Source organism: Luteitalea sp. (genome assembly GCF_022842525.1).
In the GTDB taxonomy this organism is placed as follows: domain Bacteria; phylum Acidobacteriota; class Vicinamibacteria; order Vicinamibacterales; family Vicinamibacteraceae; genus Luteitalea.
Genome location: NZ_JALHPM010000145.1, coordinates 1 through 16,474, shown reverse-complemented (window position 1 = coordinate 16,474; position 16,474 = coordinate 1). Strand labels below are relative to the sequence as shown.

12 protein-coding genes are annotated in these 16,474 nt (G+C 70.5%); 9 read left to right on the top strand and 3 right to left on the bottom strand.

Annotated elements, in window-relative coordinates; translation table 11 throughout:
* Nucleotides 1-184: 184 nt before the first annotated feature.
* Nucleotides 185-541, bottom strand: coding sequence for a hypothetical protein (locus Q0C41_RS22805; RefSeq protein ID WP_291987702.1), 357 nt, complete (start codon nucleotides 539-541; stop codon nucleotides 185-187).
* Between the two features lie 13 nt (nucleotides 542-554).
* Nucleotides 555-1,484: a PEGA domain-containing protein gene (locus tag Q0C41_RS22800; RefSeq protein ID WP_291987700.1), complete on the bottom strand. Its 930-nt coding sequence runs from the start codon at nucleotides 1,482-1,484 to the stop codon at nucleotides 555-557.
* A gap of 149 nt (nucleotides 1,485-1,633) precedes the next feature.
* On the opposite strand from Q0C41_RS22800, the gene Q0C41_RS22795 reads away from it, so the two are divergent.
* Genes Q0C41_RS22795 through Q0C41_RS22760 form a run of 8 tightly spaced genes read left to right on the top strand, consistent with a single transcriptional unit; the run spans nucleotide 1,634 to nucleotide 15,134 of the window.
* Nucleotides 1,634-3,025 (top strand): hypothetical protein, encoded by a 1,392-nt coding sequence (locus Q0C41_RS22795; RefSeq protein ID WP_291987698.1) that lies wholly within the window; start codon nucleotides 1,634-1,636, stop codon nucleotides 3,023-3,025.
* The gene (locus Q0C41_RS22790) at nucleotides 3,022-3,777 is read left to right on the top strand and encodes a fumarylacetoacetate hydrolase family protein (RefSeq protein ID WP_291987696.1); all 756 of its coding nucleotides are present in this window, start codon (nucleotides 3,022-3,024) and stop codon (nucleotides 3,775-3,777) included. The genes Q0C41_RS22795 and Q0C41_RS22790 overlap by 4 nt, the downstream gene beginning before the upstream one ends.
* Nucleotides 3,774-4,421, top strand: a complete 648-nt coding sequence (gene fsa, locus Q0C41_RS22785; protein ID WP_291987694.1) for a fructose-6-phosphate aldolase — start codon at nucleotides 3,774-3,776, stop codon at nucleotides 4,419-4,421. The genes Q0C41_RS22790 and fsa overlap by 4 nt, the downstream gene beginning before the upstream one ends.
* Nucleotides 4,422-4,424: 3 nt before the next feature.
* Nucleotides 4,425-5,975: an acyl-CoA carboxylase subunit beta gene (locus Q0C41_RS22780; RefSeq protein WP_291987692.1), complete on the top strand. Its 1,551-nt coding sequence runs from the start codon at nucleotides 4,425-4,427 to the stop codon at nucleotides 5,973-5,975.
* Between the two features lie 29 nt (nucleotides 5,976-6,004).
* Entirely contained in the window at nucleotides 6,005-7,528 is a 1,524-nt protein-coding gene (locus tag Q0C41_RS22775) for an acetyl-CoA carboxylase biotin carboxylase subunit (RefSeq protein WP_291987691.1), read from the top strand.
* A 15-nt stretch (nucleotides 7,529-7,543) separates the two neighbouring features.
* Nucleotides 7,544-8,050 (top strand): biotin/lipoyl-containing protein, encoded by a 507-nt coding sequence (locus Q0C41_RS22770; RefSeq protein ID WP_291987704.1) that lies wholly within the window; start codon nucleotides 7,544-7,546, stop codon nucleotides 8,048-8,050.
* A gap of 2 nt (nucleotides 8,051-8,052) precedes the next feature.
* Nucleotides 8,053-12,180, top strand: coding sequence for a translocation/assembly module TamB domain-containing protein (locus Q0C41_RS22765; RefSeq protein WP_291987689.1), 4,128 nt, complete (start codon nucleotides 8,053-8,055; stop codon nucleotides 12,178-12,180).
* Nucleotides 12,180-15,134, top strand: a complete 2,955-nt coding sequence (locus Q0C41_RS22760; protein ID WP_291987687.1) for a POTRA domain-containing protein — start codon at nucleotides 12,180-12,182, stop codon at nucleotides 15,132-15,134. The genes Q0C41_RS22765 and Q0C41_RS22760 overlap by 1 nt, the downstream gene beginning before the upstream one ends.
* A gap of 134 nt (nucleotides 15,135-15,268) precedes the next feature.
* On the opposite strand, the gene Q0C41_RS22755 is transcribed toward Q0C41_RS22760, so the two are convergent.
* Nucleotides 15,269-15,955 carry a glycosyltransferase family 2 protein gene (locus tag Q0C41_RS22755; protein WP_291987685.1) on the bottom strand — a complete coding sequence of 229 codons (687 nt, stop codon included), beginning with the start codon at nucleotides 15,953-15,955 and terminating at the stop codon, nucleotides 15,269-15,271.
* Between the two features lie 43 nt (nucleotides 15,956-15,998).
* On the opposite strand from Q0C41_RS22755, the gene Q0C41_RS22750 reads away from it, so the two are divergent.
* Nucleotides 15,999-16,474 (top strand): hypothetical protein (locus tag Q0C41_RS22750; RefSeq protein ID WP_291987683.1); only part of this gene is annotated, 476 nt, incomplete at its 3' end.

The window sequence follows — 16,474 nt, the reverse complement described above, 5'->3', positions numbered from 1 at the left end:
TGCCGTCGCTTGGCGGACTCGCCATTCTCGCGGCAGGCATCCCGGTGTACTGGCTGTTCCAGCGCCGACTGTAGCGGCTTCGCTATCAATGCCGGAATGCCGGAATGCCGTATGCCGGCATGCGCCTGAGCCCTGAGCCCTGAGCCTTGCTTTCTGAGCCTCGAGCCTTGAGCCCTGAGCCCCTCTATCGCCGTGCCAGCGCCAGGCCGCACACCGCGGCGATGCCGAGATCGAGGGCGGCGCCGCCCCACAGCATGAGGATGCCGCTCTGCACGGCCATCGCACTCCAGGCCCCGGCCGCGGCCAGTTTCACGCCGATCCCGAACACCCACAGGTAGGCACGCACGGCCGGGCCTGGCATCCGGAAGGCGCCGATGCCCGAGCCGGCGAGCACGATGCCGAGCGATGCGCCCAGCAGACGGGCCGCCGTCGAACCGAGCCCGTCGGCGCCTGGCATCAGGAGCGCGGGCGCCAAGGCAACGAGGGCCCCTGCAACGACGTTGCAGAGGCCCAGGAAGGACAGCGCACGCTCCGGCGACATGCGCCGGAGTCTATCAGCGGCGCTTCAGCTCGGTCCGGTAGGTGGTCGTCTCGCCGGCGAGGACGTTGACGTCGAAGGTCGTGGTCTCGTAGCCGGCGGCGCGCAGTTCGATGCGGTGCGCACCCTGGACGATCTTCAGGCGCTGCATCGCGCCGTCGAAGTCGTCGACGCGTCCCGCGTAGAAGCCGTCGACGTAGACCTCGGCGTCGCGCGGCTCGACCTTCAGGCGAAGCCCGCCCGTCGGGCCATTGGCATCGAGCGGATTGGCGGCCCCCGCCGGTGCCTGCGGTCGGCCCTCATCGTCGTAGGTATACCCGCCGCCGCCGCCCCCGCCGTCCCAGGCTCCGAACCCACCGGCGCCTGCGCCACCCCCGAAGTAGGGGTCATAGGGATAGCCGCCCCAGCCCCCCATGCCCATGCCCATGCCACCCATGAATCCGCTCCACATCCACGGATCCCAGAAGTAGCCCAACCCGAGTCCCCCGAAGCCCCACGGGTAGAAGTACCAGTTGTCGGGACCCCAGAAGACCGGACCGGAGATGATCGGCGGCAGCGTGGCGATGGAGCCGCGGGGCACGCCGTAGCCCGTCACTGGCGCGCCGTTCCTGGCGCGGGTGTAGGGGGGCACGGTCAGGCTGCCGGTGCCGCCGCTGCCACCGGCAACCCTGGCGGGCCGACGTCCGCCGGACGATGGCGAGGATGTCGGCTCGCTCGGGCGGCGCGTCACGCCGCCGCCCCCACCCCAGGGGGAGCTGCCGCCTCCTCGAGGCACGGCCACACTGCCGGTGCTGGTGCCGCCACCACCACTGGAGCCGCTGCCGCCGGAGCTTCCCCCCGAGTCACCGCCGGGGTTCCGCGGGCGCTGATCGGCATGCAGGAACGAAGGCGCGCTCGCGAAGACGAGACCCGCAAGCAGGAACGAGGTGATGTGTGTGCTCTTCATGGTGCACTCCGGACGTCTGTCCGGCCCTCAAGTTGCAACAAGCCTGCCACGCCCCGACGTGCGTCAGGCGCGGGTCGCGCCCGGAACTGGCCCAGCCGTTGTCTCCGGGAGGCTCCACGCCGTCGCCCGCAGAGTACGATAGGGGGCCCGTGCGTTCCGTCCGCCCACTCCTGCTCAGCGTCCTGCTCGCCAGTATGCTCCCGGTCGCCATGTCGTGCGGGAAGAAGGGGCCGCCCCTGGCGCCCCTGCGGCCGAGCCCGGCTGTCATCTCCGACGTCAAGGCCACGCGTCTTGCCGACACCGTCCAGCTGCAGTTCACCATCCCCACGGGCAATGCCGACGGCACCACACCGGCCGATCTGGCCTACGTCGACGTGTTCGCGGTCACGGGCAAGGCCGAAGGGCCGCTCGGGCGCGCGCTGACCGTCCGCGAGATCGAGACGCTGGCCACCAGAGTCGGTCGCGTCGAGGTGCAGCCGCCCCCGCCCGAGGAGGAGGAGGAGGACGCCGCGCCCGCCGATCCGGCGGCACCGCCCGTCGTCGCCGCGCCGGTCGATGCGCGCCCCGTCCAGGGCACGGTCGCGCGTGTCGAGGAGACGCTGACCGACACCCTCCGCACCACCATCTTCGAGCATCCTGACGCGGAGAAGATCGCCAGAGTCCGTGCCGCGGCAGGCGACGAGATCGACGAGGCACCGGTCGCCTCCACCGAGGGGAGCGGGCGGACCTTGTTGTGGCCGCAGCCGCAGCCTCAGGTGTCGCGCGCCTACATCACCATCCCGTACTCCACGCGCGGCGTGGCAGGCCCGCCGTCGACACCGCTGGCCGTGCCGCTCGTGCCGGCGCCACTGGCGCCCCCGGCGCCCACGGTCACCCACGACGCCGCGTCGTTCTCGCTGACGTGGACGACCCCACCGGGCGTGCAGGTGCCGCTGCAGCCCACGGTCACCGAGGCGGCGTACAAGGAGGCGGTGGCGGCGGGGAATGCCGAGGCGTCGCTCCCGGCGCGGCCGCTCGTCACCTACGGCACGCCCCACACGTATCGCGTCTACGAGGTGCCGGCGCCGGGCAGCACGACCGCGGCCTCGCCGGTGCCGGTCAACACCGCGCCGATCGAGACCGCGTCCTTCACCGACCCGCGCATCACCTTCGGCGTGCCGCGGTGCTATGCGGTACGCACAGTGGAGAAGCGCGGCGCGATCACGATCGAGAGCCCGCTGTCGCCGCCGACGTGCCTGACGGCCGTCGACACCTACCCGCCGCCGGCGCCGACCGGCCTGGTTGCGGTGGGCAGCGGTGGCGGGGTGTCGCTCATCTGGGAGCCGGTCGCGGCCCCCGATCTCGCCGGCTACCTGGTGTTGCGCGGTGTCGAAGGCGAGGCGCTCAAGCCGGTCACCGAGGCGCCGGTCACCGAGGCGACGTATCGCGACACCACGGCCCAGCCTGGCGTGATGTACATCTATGCGGTCGTGGCGGTGGACAGGTCCACGCCCGCCAACGCCAGCCCCGAGAGCAACCGCGTGCGGGAGAGTGCCCGATGACGACCATGCGCAGGATCTTCAGGACCCCGGCCGGATACGTGGTCGACGCCGACGGCGTGTACCGCACCCTCGAGGGCGATCTCTTCGGCGAGTGGCACGCCGGCGCCGAGGTGCCGGCGCCGACGACGCTGCTGGCCCCGGTGATGCCGTCGAAGATCGTGTGCATCGGCCTCAACTACAAGGACCACGCCGCCGAACAGGGCAAGCCGCTGCCGGCCGAGCCGTTGCTGTTCCTCAAGCCGTCGAGCGCCATCATCGCGCCTGGCGAGGCCATCGTCCTGCCTGCCGGCGTCGGCCGTGTCGACTACGAATCGGAAGTGGCCGTGGTCATCGGTCGCCGCGCCACGAAGGTCTCCGAAGCCGACGCGCTCTCGTACGTCTTCGGCCTCACGTGCATGAACGACGTCACCGCGCGCGACCTGCAGAAGAAGGATGGGCGCTACACCCGGGCCAAGGGCTTCGACACCTTCGCGCCGCTCGGCCCGTGCATCGCGACGGGGCTCTCGACGGACGACCTGGCCGTGTCCGGCCTGCTCAACGGCGAGGTGCGACAGCAGTCGAGCACCCGCGAACTGATTTTCCCCGTGGCAACATTGATCGCGTACATCTCGCGCATCATGACCTTGCTGCCCGGCGACATCGTGTCGACCGGCACCCCGGCCGGCATCGGCCCGCTGCAGGCGGGCGACGAGATCGTCGTCCGCGTGCAAGGCATCGGGGAACTGCGCAATCCAGTCAGGAGCGACTCATGAAGTTCTTCGTCGATACCGGCAACATCGCCGACATCACCCGCCTCCACGCCCTCGGCATTGTCGATGGCGTCACGACCAACCCCTCGCTGATGGCCAAGGAGAGCCGGAAGCCGCACGAGATCCTCAAGGAGATCTGCGACCTCGTCCAGGGGCCGGTCAGCGGCGAGGTGGTCGCCACCGACTACGAGGGGATGATGCGCGAGGGCCGCGAGCTCCGCGAGATCTCCGAGCACATCATCGTCAAGGTGCCGTTCACGCCGGCCGGTGTGCAAGCCTGCAAGACGCTCACCGAGGAAGGCACCCGCGTCAACGTGACGCTGGTCTTCTCGGCGGCCCAGGCGCTGATCGCGGCCAAGGTCGGGGCCTACTTCGTCAGCCCGTTCGTCGGCCGCCTCGACGACATCGGCCACGACGGCATGGATCTCATCGAGGACATCGTCGAGATCTACGACAACTACGAGTTCTCGACGCAGGTGCTCGTGGCCAGCACGCGCGGACCGCTGCACATCATCCAGGCGGCCAAGCTCGGCGCCGACATCTGCACCTGTCCCCCCGCCGTGCTCGACGCGCTCTTCAAGCATCCGCTGACCGACATCGGCCTCGAGCGGTTCCTGAAGGACTGGGAGAAAGCGCAGCAGAAGTAGCCCATGCCGCAAGAGACTCCGTCGGCGCGCCTCGCCGCGCTCGAGCAGCGGGCCGAGCTCGGCGGCGGTGCCGAGCGCATCGCCCGTCAGCACGAGGCCGGCAAGCTCACCGCGCGCGAGCGCATCGAGCGCCTGTTCGACCCCGGCACCTTCGAGGAAACGGACAAGCTCGTCGTCCATCGCTGCCGTGACTTCGGCATGGACGCGCAGCTGATTCCCGGCGACGGCGTGGTGTGCGGCAGCGGCCGGATCGACGGCCGCGTGGTCTACGCCTTCGCCCAGGACTTCACCGTCTTCGGCGGCTCGCTCTCGGAGACCAACGCGGCGAAGATCTGCAAGGTGATGGACCAGGCCATGAAGGTGGGCGCGCCCATCGTCGGCCTGAACGATTCCGGCGGCGCCCGCATCCAGGAAGGCGTCGCCTCGCTGGCCGGGTATGCCGACATCTTCCTGCGCAACACCCTCGCCTCCGGCGTGGTGCCGCAGATCTCGGCCATTCTCGGGCCGTGTGCCGGCGGGGCGGTCTACTCGCCGGCGATCACCGACTTCAACGTCATGGTCGAGCACACGAGCTACATGTTCGTGACCGGCCCCGACGTGATCCGGACCGTCACCCACGAGGACGTCACCAAGGAGGACCTCGGGGGTGCCATGACGCACAACGCGCGCAGCGGCGTCGCCCACTTCGCCGTGCACGACGACGAAGCGGCCCTGGCGCTGGTGCGCGAACTGCTGTCGTACCTGCCCTCCAACAACGTCGACGATCCGCCGACCGTGGCCTCGTCGGACCCCGTCGATCGCGAGGTGCCCGAACTGGACACCCTCGTGCCGTCGTCGCCGAATCAGCCGTACGACATGCACGAGGTGATTGCCGCGGTCGTCGACGAGGGCGTCCTGCTCGAGGTGCAGCAGCACTACGCGCGCAACATCCTCATCGGCTTCGCGCGCATGGGGGGCAGACCGGTGGGCATCGTCGCCAATCAGCCGGCGCACCTGGCGGGCACGCTCGACATCGACGCCTCGGTCAAGGCGGCGCGCTTCGTCCGCTTCTGCGATGCGTTCAACGTCCCGCTGGTCACCTTCGAGGACGTGCCGGGGTTCCTGCCGGGCACGGTGCAGGAGTTCGGCGGCATCATCCGCCACGGCGCCAAGCTGCTGTATGCCTACGCCGAGGCGACCGTCCCCAAGATCACCGTCATCACCCGGAAGGCGTACGGCGGCGCCTACTGCGTGATGTCGAGCAAGCACCTGCGGACCGACGTCAACCTGGCGTGGCCGACCGCCGAACTCGCCGTCATGGGACCGGAGGGCGCGGTCAACATCCTCTACAAGCGCGAGATCGAGACGGCCCCGGATCCGGTCGCAGCGCGCGCGGCCCGGGCGGAGGAGTTCCGCGAGGCCTTCGCCAACCCGTACGTGGCGGCGACCCGCGGCTTCCTCGACGAGGTGATTCCGCCCCGTCTGACCCGTCAGCGCATCTGCCGGGCGCTCGACCGGCTGCAGACCAAGCGCGAGACCATGCCGGCCAAGAAGCACGGGAACATCCCGCTGTGAGCCAGACGGCAGGCGCACGGCCAATGCCGATGAAGACGATCCTGATCGCGAACCGGGGAGAGATTGCCGTCCGCATCATGCGGGCCTGTCGCGAGATGGGCCTCGGCACCGTCGCGATCTACTCGGACGTCGATCGCGAAGCGCGTCACGTGCGCTACGCCGACCGCGCCTTCCCGCTGGTCGGCAACGCGCCGTCGGACACCTACCTGCGCATCGACAAGATCCTCGACATCGCGCGCCTGAGTGGCGCCGACGCCGTGCACCCGGGCTACGGCTTCCTGGCCGAGAACGAGGCGTTCGCCCAGGCCTGCCTCGAGGCCGGGCTGACCTTCATCGGGCCCACCCCGGACGTCATCGCCCGCATGGGCAGCAAGACGACGGCGCGCGACTGCGCCATCGCGGCGGGCGCCCCCGTGGTGCCCGGCACCCAGACGCCCGTGACCCCCGACGTGGCCGACGCCGAGGTGCAGCGACTGGCCGACGCCGTCGGCTATCCGCTGATGGTCAAGGCCGTCGCCGGCGGTGGCGGCAAGGGCATGCGCGAGGTGCGCGAGGCCGCCACGCTCGTCGACGCCGTGCGGACGGCGCGCTCGGAAGCGCTCGGCGCCTTCGGTGACGCCGCCGTCTACTTCGAGCGGCGCGTCCTGCGGCCGCGTCATGTCGAGATCCAGTTGCTGGCCGATCAGCACGGCACCGTCATTCCCTTCGTGGAACGCGAATGCTCCGTGCAGCGCCGGCACCAGAAGGTCATCGAGGAGTCGCCGGCCCCGCGCTTCTCCGACGATCTGCGTCGCCGCATGGCCGACGCGGCCGCCGCCGTCGCACGCGCGGCCGGCTACACCAACGCCGGCACGATCGAGTTCCTCGTCGACGCCGACGATGCCTTCTACTTCCTCGAGATGAACACGCGGTTGCAGGTCGAGCATCCGGTCACCGAGATGGTCACCGGCGTCGATCTCGTCCAGTGGCAGATCCGCATCGCGCGCGGCGAGCGCCTGACGCTGTCGCCCGAACAGGCCCTGACCCCGCGCGGGCACGCAATCGAGTGCCGCGTGTACGCCGAGGACCCCGATCAGCGCTTCATGCCGCGACCGGGCCGCATCACCTCGCTGGCCGTGCCCGGCGGTCCGGGCATCCGCGACGACAGCGGCGTCGAGGTCGGCTTCGAGGTGCCCATCTACTACGACTCGATGATCTCCAAGCTCATCGCCTGGGGCACCGACCGCGAGCAGGCGCGCTGCCGCATGCTGCGCGCGCTCGGCGAGTACCACGTCGGGGGCATCCCCACGACCCTGCCGTTCTTCCGCTGGATGCTCGAGCAGCCGGCCTTCATCCGCGGTGAACTGGACACGACCATGCTCGATGCCGAACTGGAGCGTCGAGCCGGCGAGCCCTTCGTGCCCGTCACCGACGCCCACCTGGATGCCGCCCTGCTGGCCACGGCGTCCTCGGCCTTCCTGGCCGCTCGTCGCGCCACTCATGCCGCGCTGCCGGGCACGGCCGCACGGTCGGGATGGGCCACGGCGGCGAGACTGGGCGCCCTCAGAAAGTAGAATTTCCTCGTGTCCATGCGGCTGCACATCGAGCAGGGCGGACGGGTTCGCCAGGTCACCGTGTCGTCCGGCGCCCTGCCGGGCCAGGTCGCGGTGCACCTGGACGACACCGTCCTGGTCTGTGACGTGCGCGATCTCGGCCACGGCCGCCTCAGCCTGCGGCTGCCCGACGGCTCGATGCGCGATGTCGTCGTCGAAATGGATCCGATACCGGGTCACCGCACGGTCCACGTCCAGGGTGTGCGGGTGCCGACGATGGCCTCGACCCGCGTGCGGCGGGGGGCCTCGGGTGTCGCCGCGCATGCGGGGCCGCTGCGCATCGTGGCACCGATGCCCGGCAAGGTCGTCCGCCTGCCGGTCAGGCCCGGGGATCGGGTCGAAGCGCACCAACCCGTGGTCGTGATCGAAGCGATGAAGATGGAGAACGCCCTGTCTGCAGGTCGCGCCGGTACGGTCCGGGAGGTGCTCGTGCAGGAGGGCATGTCGGTCGAGGCCGGTCGTCCACTCGTGGTCCTGGAGTGAGCGTGCCGGACGAACCCACCAGTGCCACGCCGGACCCGGTCCCCGAGTCGCCGCGACCCGCACGGGTACGTGGCCGCAAGCGCCGGCTCGCCTGGCACCTGAGCAAGCGCGCCTCGGCGCTGCTCATCGCCACCGTCGCCGCGGCGCTCGTGTCGGTGTTGGCCGTCGATCTGGGGCCGAGCCTGCGCGGCCTCGCCGAGCGGCAGGGCAGCAAGCAGTTGCAGCGCCCGCTGCACATCGGCGGGCTCTCCGTGCGGCTCATCCGCGGCGAGTTCATCGTCGACCGTCTGCGCATCGAGGGACTGACCCCGGGCGATGCACCGTTCTTCACCGCCGAACGCATCACCATCGGCATGCCCTGGTGGTCGATCGTGCGCGGTGAACTCGTCGTCCAGGACGTGTCGATGCGCGACTGGACGATGAACATCGAGCAGTTCGCCGGAGGCCGGCACAACTTTCCGAAACTCACGCTGCCGAAGTCGGACGGCAAGAAGCGCTTCGTCACCACCGTGCGCCAGTTCAGCGGCACGCGCGGCCGCGTCCGCTACACCGACCATGGCATGCCGTGGAGCCTCGACGCGCCCAACCTCGAACTCCGCATCGCCAAGAGCGACAAGTATCGCGGTCAGGTGTCGTTCCGCGACGGGCTGATCTCGATCATGAAGTACGAGCCCATGTGGGCGCACATGACGTCGGGCTTCGTCATCGACGGCGGGCACGTCGTGCTGCCGGACATCGAACTGCAGGGAGACGGCTCGACGTCGCAGATTCACGGCGACGTCAACGTCGGCAACTGGCCCGAGCAGGTCTACGACATCGAGCGGTCCACGATCGACTTCGCCCGCATGCGTGCCCTGTTCTTCGCCAGCCGCGACTTCACGCTCGAGGGCACGGGGTTGTTCACCGGGCGCTTCGCGCTCGGCAAGGGATTCCGCGAACTGACCGGGCGATTCGAGAGCCCGCACACGCGGCTGACACGGTTCGACTTCGACGATGTGCGCGGGTCGCTGCTGTGGACGCGCGACAAGTTCGAGGTGCTGGAGTCGCGCATGGCCTTTGCCGGCGGCGACCTCGACCTGCGGTATGCCTACGCGCCCCTCGGCGCACCGACACCGGCGCATCAGCGGCTGGACGCACGCTACCGCAACGTCGACGTGGAGCAGGTCTCGCGCGTCATCGGCCTGGACGGCATGCAGGTCGCCGGACGTGCCGACGGTCGCCACCTGCTCGATTTCCCGTCAGGACGGTTCGATCAGCGGACCGGCGACGGCGAGATGATCGTCAGTGCCCCCGAGGGCCAGCGCATGCAGGGGCGCGAACTGATCGATCTCACCGGGGGCCCGGCGGTGCCGCCCGCGGCGCTCGACCGCGATGCCGCGCTCGACCGCGATGCCGCGCTCGGGCGCGTGCCCGTCGTCGCCGACCTGCACTACACGTACACGGGTGACCGCATCGAGATGGCGCGCAGCTACGCCGCGACTCTCGACACCTACGTGGAGTTCAGCGGCCAGACCGATGGCCTGGCGGCGTCGGCCTTCGATTTCCACGTGACCAGTCGCGACTGGCAGGAGAGCGACAAGCTGCTGGCCGGCATCATGACGGCGGCCGGCGCGCGCACCCGACCGGTGCCGGTCGGAGGCTCGGGGACGTTCGACGGCCGGATGACGGGCCGCTTCGGCGCGCCGCGCATCGAAGGGCAGTTCGCGGGGCGCGACCTGCGCGCCTGGGACGTCACCTGGGGCACGGCCCGCACGGCACTCGTGGTCGAGAACAGCTACGTCGACATCGCCGACGCCGAGATCGAGAAGGACGAGGCGCGGATGCGGGTCGGCGGGCGCTTCTCGCTCGGCTTTCCGCGTCGGGATGGCGGCGAGGAGATACGGGCCCGCATCCAGATGTTCGACTGGCCGCTGCGGGATCTCCGCCATGCCTTCGTCCTGGACGACTACCCGGTGGACGGCCCGCTCTCGGGAGACTTCCGGCTGCAGGGCGACTACCGCGGGCCCGTGGGGTTCGGTCGGCTCCGGCTCGACAAGGGCGTGGCCTACGACGAGCCCTTCGACACGGCCACGTCGGCGCTGCGTTTCGACGGGCTCGGCGTCGCGATGGACGACCTCGTCATCACCAAGACCGGCGGACACGTCAACGGCTCGGCCTACATCGCGTGGGCCGGCACCTACCGTTTCAAGGTCGACGGCCGCGGCATTCCCGTGTCGAGCGTCTACGCGCTCACCTGGGACGGCGTGCCGCTGACCGGCACGCTGCGGATGACGGCCGAGGGCGACGCCACGTTCCAGGCACCCCGCTACGACGTTCGCGCCGCCATCGACGACCTCTACGTCGGTGACGAGGGCATCGGCCAGGTCACCGCGCAGCTCTCCATCCGCGACCAGCAGATGTACGTCGACGCGCTGGAGATGGCGTCCTCCCGGCTGGCCGTGTCGGGCACGGGGCGCATGCCGTTCGACGACAACGCCGACAGCGACTTCACGCTGACCTTCGTCAACACGTCACTGGACCCGTACCTCCGCGTCTACAGCCCGACGTTCTCCCCCTTCACGACGATGGTGGGGTCCGGCATGCTGCGGCTGATCGGGCCGTTCAACGACTCGAGCCGCCTGAAGGGCGACCTGCGCGTCGACGCCCTCGGCATCCGCCTCATCGACTACCAGATCCGCAACGACGGCCCGGTGCGGCTGGCCCTCGGGCAGAACCGCCTGCAGATCGACCGCATGCAACTGGTCGGCGAGGGCACCCGCCTGGACGTGGTCGGCGACGTGGATTTCGGCACCGAGCGCATGAGCATCCGCCTGCTCGGGGATGCCAACCTCGGGCTGCTGCAGGGCGCGCTGCAGGATGTGCGTGCCTCCGGCGCCGCGGAGGTGTCGGCCGAGATCAGCGGCTCCTGGCGGGCTCCCGTCGTCGGCGGCAGCGCGCTGATCGCCGACGGACGCCTGCGGTACGGCGGGCTGCCGCATTCGCTCGAGGCCATCAACGGCACCGTGCGCTTCGACACGGGCGGCGCCTCCCTCGAGGGCGTCAATGCCCGCCTCGGTGGTGGGCCGGTGCGCTTCGGCGGACGGGTGACCTTCGCCGGCGTGACGCCGAGCGAGTTCAACGTGACGGCAACCGGGTACGAGATGCGCATCCGGTATCCGGAGGGCTTCCGCTCGATCATCGATGCGGAACTGGCCCTGCGCGGGCCGGTGGCCCAGCCGACGCTCAGCGGCACCGTCAACGTGCGCGACGCCGTGCTGACCCGCGCCATCGACACGAGCGGGAGCGGCGTGCTCGGCCTCGCCGGCGGCACGCCCACGGCGGCGCTGGCGAGCACCGAGCCCGGCTATCCGCTGCGCTTCGACCTGCGCGTGGCGGCGCCCTCGACGCTGCGCATCGAGAACAACTCGGCCCGGCTGGTGTCGAGCGCCGATCTGACGCTGCGCGGCACGTACGACCGCCCGCAGCTGTTCGGGCGCGCCGAGGTCGAGCGTGGCGAGGTGTTCTTCGAGGGCAAGCGCTACAACGTGCGCCGCGGCGTCATCGACTTCTCGAACCCGACCCGCATCGAGCCGTTCTTCGACATCGAGGCCGAGACGCGCGCCCAGGTGCCCGGGCAGATCTACATCGTCACGTTCCGCGTCTCGGGCACGCCCGACCGCTTCGTCTTCGATCTGGCCTCCGACCCGCCGCTCAACGCCGTCGACATCATGGCGCTGCTGTTTGGCGACGTGCGCGACCCGGTCAACGCCGAGTTGCGCGCCCTGCGCGCGCCCAACCAGATCGAGCAGGACCTCATCGCCGCCCGCGCCGCGCGCCTGCTGGCCAGCCCCATCTCGCAGAACGTCAGCCGCGTCGCCGAACAGGCCCTCGGCGTCGACTCGGTGCAGATCACGCCATCGCTCGTCAACATCGGGCAGCAGTCCTCGCGCCTCAGCCCGGGAGCCCGCCTGACCATCGGCAAGCGGATCAGCGAGCGCCTCTACCTGACCTTCGCGCAGCTGCTGACGTCCGAGCAGCGCGATCAGCTCATCCTGCTGGAGTTCACCCAGAGCGACCGACTGTCGTGGATCGTCTCGCAGAACGAGGACGACACCTACGCCATCGACGTCAGGGTCAGGCACGTCTTCTGATGCGTCTCGCTGCCGTCCCCGTCGTGCTGGCGATCACGCTGTGCAGCCCGCTCGCCCTCCGCGCCCAGCCCGCGACGCCGACGCCCGCGGTCGTGCTCGGCCAGCGCGTCACCGCGCTCCGCATCGTGGTGGACGGCGTGCCTTCGGCCGATCCGGCGCTGCTGGGGCTCCTCGACGTGGTCGTGGGCCGTCCGCTCGACCCCTCGCAGGTGCGATCGTCGATCGAACACCTCGTCCACCTGCGGCGGTTCGCGACGGTCGATGTGCTGGCCGAGCCCGACGCCGACGGCGTACTCGTGCGGGTCGCCCTGACGTCGGCCCAGCGCATCGGCGACGTGCGGGTGGACGGGGCGCTGCGCCCCTTCGGACGGGATGTCGTCCGCGAGGCACGCGACCGGATGGGCACCGGCGCGCTGACCTCGCAGTCGGGAGCGGCCGTCGCTGCCGCGCAGGATGCCCTCGGCGCGCGCGGCTACCTGCGGCCCTCCTTCGCCACCCGCCTCGAGGCGACCGACCGACGGGACGTGGTGACGCTGGTCCTCACCGGCGACCCGGGCCCGCGGTGGCAGATCGCCCGGGTCACGCTCACGGGACTGCCGAGCGAGGAGCAGGCGGAGGCGATCAAGGCCATCGGCATCACCACTGGCATGCCGTACGACCGCGCCGACCTCGACGATCGCATCCAACGCTACACCGCCAGGCTCCGCGCCGCCGGGTACTACGAGGCCGTGGTCCGCACCACGCCCGTGCCGGGGCAGGCGGCGACGTCGATCGACCTGGCCGTCGACGTCACGCGCGGTCCGCTCGTGTCGCTGTCGTTCGAGGGCGATCCGCTGCCAGAGGCGGTCCGGCGCGAACTCGTGCCCGTGCGCGAGGAGGCCAGCGTCGACGAGGACCTGCTGGAGGACTCCCGCAACCGCATCACCAGCTGGCTGCAGGAACGGGGCTACTGGCGCGCCCGCGTGTCCTACTCGCGGCGGCAGACCGAGACCGGACTCGACGTGATCTTCACGGTCGCGCGGGGACGCATCTATCGCGTGCGTTCACTGCTCATCGGCGGCGCCCAGGCGCTGCCCGAACCGACGCTGCGCCAGCGCATCCCCATCGAGTCGGGCGATCTCTTCACGCCCTCGGCGCTGGGCAGCGGCATCGTCGCCATCACCCAGCTGTATCAGAACAGCGGCTTTCCCGCGGCACGGGTCGAGCAGGCGCTCGCCGACGTCAGCGCCCCGTCGCTGTCGCCCGACGTGGAAGGGGCCCTCGAGATTCGCCTCCGGGTCAACGAGGGGGTGCGCGCGACCGTGTCACGCCTCACCTTCGAGGGCGTGCGCGCGCTCGACGAGGCCACCTTGCGAACGGCGCTGACCATCGCGCAGGGACAGCCGTTCTCGTCGGCAGCCGTGGTCGCGAGTCGCGAAGCGGTCCTGCGCCGCTACCTGGACGACGGCTACCGGCAGGCGCAGATCGAGGCCCGGCTCGACAACGAGGCGACCCCAGGGGCCATCGCCGTCACCTTCGTGCTCACCGAGGGGCGCCAGACCCTCGTCGATCGGATCCTCGTCGTCGGCAACGCCCGCACCAGCGAGGACACGATCCGCCGCGAGTTGCGCATCGAGCGCGGCCAGCCGTTCGGCCTCAGTCGCGTCTTCGAGACCCAGCGCCGGCTGACGGCCCTCGGGCTGTTCCGCAGCGTGCGCATCGTCGACGTCGGACGGGCCAACGTCGACACCCACGACGTCATCATCACCGTCGAGGAGGCGCCCGTGACCACCGTCGGCTACGGCGCCGGGCTCCAGGGGGGCCAGCGCCTGCGGACGGTGGAGGAGACGGGGGCGGTCGAGGAGACCATCGAGTTCGCCGCCCGCGGCTTCTTCGAAGCGGGGCGCCGCAACCTCTGGGGCAAGAACCGGGCGGTCAGCCTGTTCCTGCGCGCCAGCGTGCGTCCGCGCGACTACCCCGGCGACCCCGAGCGCGACGGCAGTGGCCTCGCGCTCAACGAGTACCGCGTTCTCGGCACCTGGCGCGAGCCGCGCGCCCTGCTCGACAGCGCCAATCTCGACGTCACGGCGTTCGTCGAGCAGGCGATCCGATCGAGCTTCAGCTTCCGGCGACAGCAGGCCCGCGTCGACTGGTCGCGGCTGTTCGGCGAGCACATCACGTTCGTGGCGCGTTACGGGTTCGGACGGACCGAGCTGTACGACGCGCGCATCGCCCCCGAGGACCAGCTCAACGTCGACCGCCTCTTCCCGCAGGTGCGCATCTCGTCGGTGACCAACTCGGTGATTCGCGACACCCGGGACGACCCGCTCGACCCGGGCAAGGGCACGTTCGTCGCCGTCGACGGCGAGTTCGCCGGGCGATCGATCGGGTCGGAGGTCGGCTTCGCCAAGACCCTCCTGCAGGGATTCGTCTACCGCCGCGTGCCGGGGCCGCGGCGGATCGTCATCGCCGGCGGCGCGCGGCTCGGCCTCGCCCGCGGCCTGCCGCGCGAGATCGTCCGCCTCGGCGACGATGGGCAGCCGCTGTTCGGCCCGGATGGGCAGTCGCTGATCGATGTGGTGAACGACCTGCCGGCCGCCGAGCGCTTCTTCGCCGGCGGCGACAGCACCGTGCGGGGGTTCGCGCAGGACCGGCTCGGTGAGCCGTCGACGCTGGATCGCAACGGCCTGCCGACCGGCGGCAACGCCCTGCTGATCTTCAACGGCGAGGTGCGGGTCCCGGTCTGGCGGGGACTGGTCGCGGCCGGCTTCTTCGATGCGGGCAACGTCTTCGCGCGGGTCTCCAGCCTCGATGTCGGCGCCATCCGGAGCGCGGCCGGGCTTGGTCTCCGCTACCTGTCACCCATCGGTCCGATCCGGATCGACCTCGGCTTCAAGCTCGATCCGCAGACCTTCGCCAACGGCAGGCGCGAGAGCCGCACGGCGCTGCACATCACGGTCGGGCAGGCGTTCTAGGAGGCTCGCGTCGCTCGGTGCCATGCGGAATGCCGGAATGCCGGAATGCCGGGATGCCGAATGCCGAAAGGGCGAAAAGGGCGAAAAGGGCGAAAAGGAGGAAGGCCGAAGGGGGAAGGGGGAAGCGAAGGCCGTCAGCGGAACCAGTTGTACTTGACGATGCACCACAGGGCGCGGACGCCGTCTTTCCAGCCGATCTTCTTGCCCTCTTCGTAGGTGCGCCCGTCGTAGGAGATCCCGACCTCGTAGATGCGGACGCCGAGCTTGGCCACCTTGGCCGTGATTTCGGGCTCGAATCCGAACCGGTTCTCCTCCACCGTGATGCGCTGGAGCACCTCGCGACGGAAGACCTTGTAGCAGGTCTCCATGTCGGTCAGGTTCAGGTTCGTGAAGGCGTTGGAGGCAAGGGTGAGGAACTTGTTGCCCATGAAGTGCCAGAAGTACAGCACCCGGTGCGTTTCGCCGCCGGCAAAGCGAGACCCGAAGACCACGTCGGCGCGGCCCTCGATGATGGGCTTGAGCAGCTTGGGATATTCCTGCGGGTCGTACTCCAGATCGGCGTCCTGGATGATCACCACGTCGCCGGTCGCCGAGGCGAACCCGGTGCGCAGCGCGGCGCCCTTGCCCTGGTTGCGTTCGTGGTACAACACGCGGACATTGGCGGGGAGGCTGGTCCTGCGCAACAGTTCGCGCGTCCCGTCGGTGGAGCAGTCGTCCACGAGGACGAGCTCCTTCTCGATGGCAACCTCCTGCACGCGGTCGAGCAGGTGCAGCAGCGTATCGACCTCGTTGTAGACCGGAATGACGACCGTCAGTTTCATCAAGGTATGGCGCCGCCGCGCGGCCGCGACAGTATATCTGGCCGTGCTGACCCTGCTGGCCATGCCGGCCGTCGCGCGGCCGCCGGCCGGGCAGGCCGTGCTCGTCGATCGGCTGGTCGCCATCGTCGGCGAGCAGGCCCTGACCTGGCGTGACGTCGAGGCAGCCCGCCTGCTCGGCTCGATCCCGGCGACCGGGGCGGCCGCCGAGGCCATCGACCGGCTGGTCACCCGCGAGCTGATGCACGTGGAGGTCGAGCGCCTCTCCGTCGCCGCGCCGATCGGCGCCGCCGTGGACGAGCGGCTGACGCGGGCCCAGCAGCGGGCGGGCGGGCCGGAGGCCTTCACGCGGGCGCTCCGCACGCTGGGGCTGTCCGAGGCCCAGGCGCGCGAGTGGGTCGCCGACGACCTGCGGATGGACGTCTACGTCGATCAACGCTTCACGGCCGCGGCGCAGCCCACCGACGTCGAGGTGGCGCGCGAGGCCACCCGCGGCGGCCGTGGCGAGCCGACGCCCGACCA

Bases quoted from the DNA above. Each gene is read 5' to 3' on its own strand.
- Q0C41_RS22805 (WP_291987702.1), bottom strand. From the start codon at position 541: ATGTCGCCGGAGCGTGCGCTGTCCTTCCTGGGCCTCTGCAACGTCGTT.
- Q0C41_RS22800 (WP_291987700.1), bottom strand. From the start codon at position 1,484: ATGAAGAGCACACACATCACCTCGTTCCTGCTTGCGGGTCTCGTCTTC.
- Q0C41_RS22790 (WP_291987696.1), top strand. From the start codon at position 3,022: ATGACGACCATGCGCAGGATCTTCAGGACCCCGGCCGGATACGTGGTC.
- fsa (WP_291987694.1), top strand. From the start codon at position 3,774: ATGAAGTTCTTCGTCGATACCGGCAACATCGCCGACATCACCCGCCTC.
- Q0C41_RS22780 (WP_291987692.1), top strand. From the start codon at position 4,425: ATGCCGCAAGAGACTCCGTCGGCGCGCCTCGCCGCGCTCGAGCAGCGG.
- Q0C41_RS22775 (WP_291987691.1), top strand. From the start codon at position 6,005: ATGAAGACGATCCTGATCGCGAACCGGGGAGAGATTGCCGTCCGCATC.
- Q0C41_RS22770 (WP_291987704.1), top strand. From the start codon at position 7,544: ATGCGGCTGCACATCGAGCAGGGCGGACGGGTTCGCCAGGTCACCGTG.
- Q0C41_RS22760 (WP_291987687.1), top strand. From the start codon at position 12,180: ATGCGTCTCGCTGCCGTCCCCGTCGTGCTGGCGATCACGCTGTGCAGC.
- Q0C41_RS22755 (WP_291987685.1), bottom strand. From the start codon at position 15,955: ATGAAACTGACGGTCGTCATTCCGGTCTACAACGAGGTCGATACGCTG.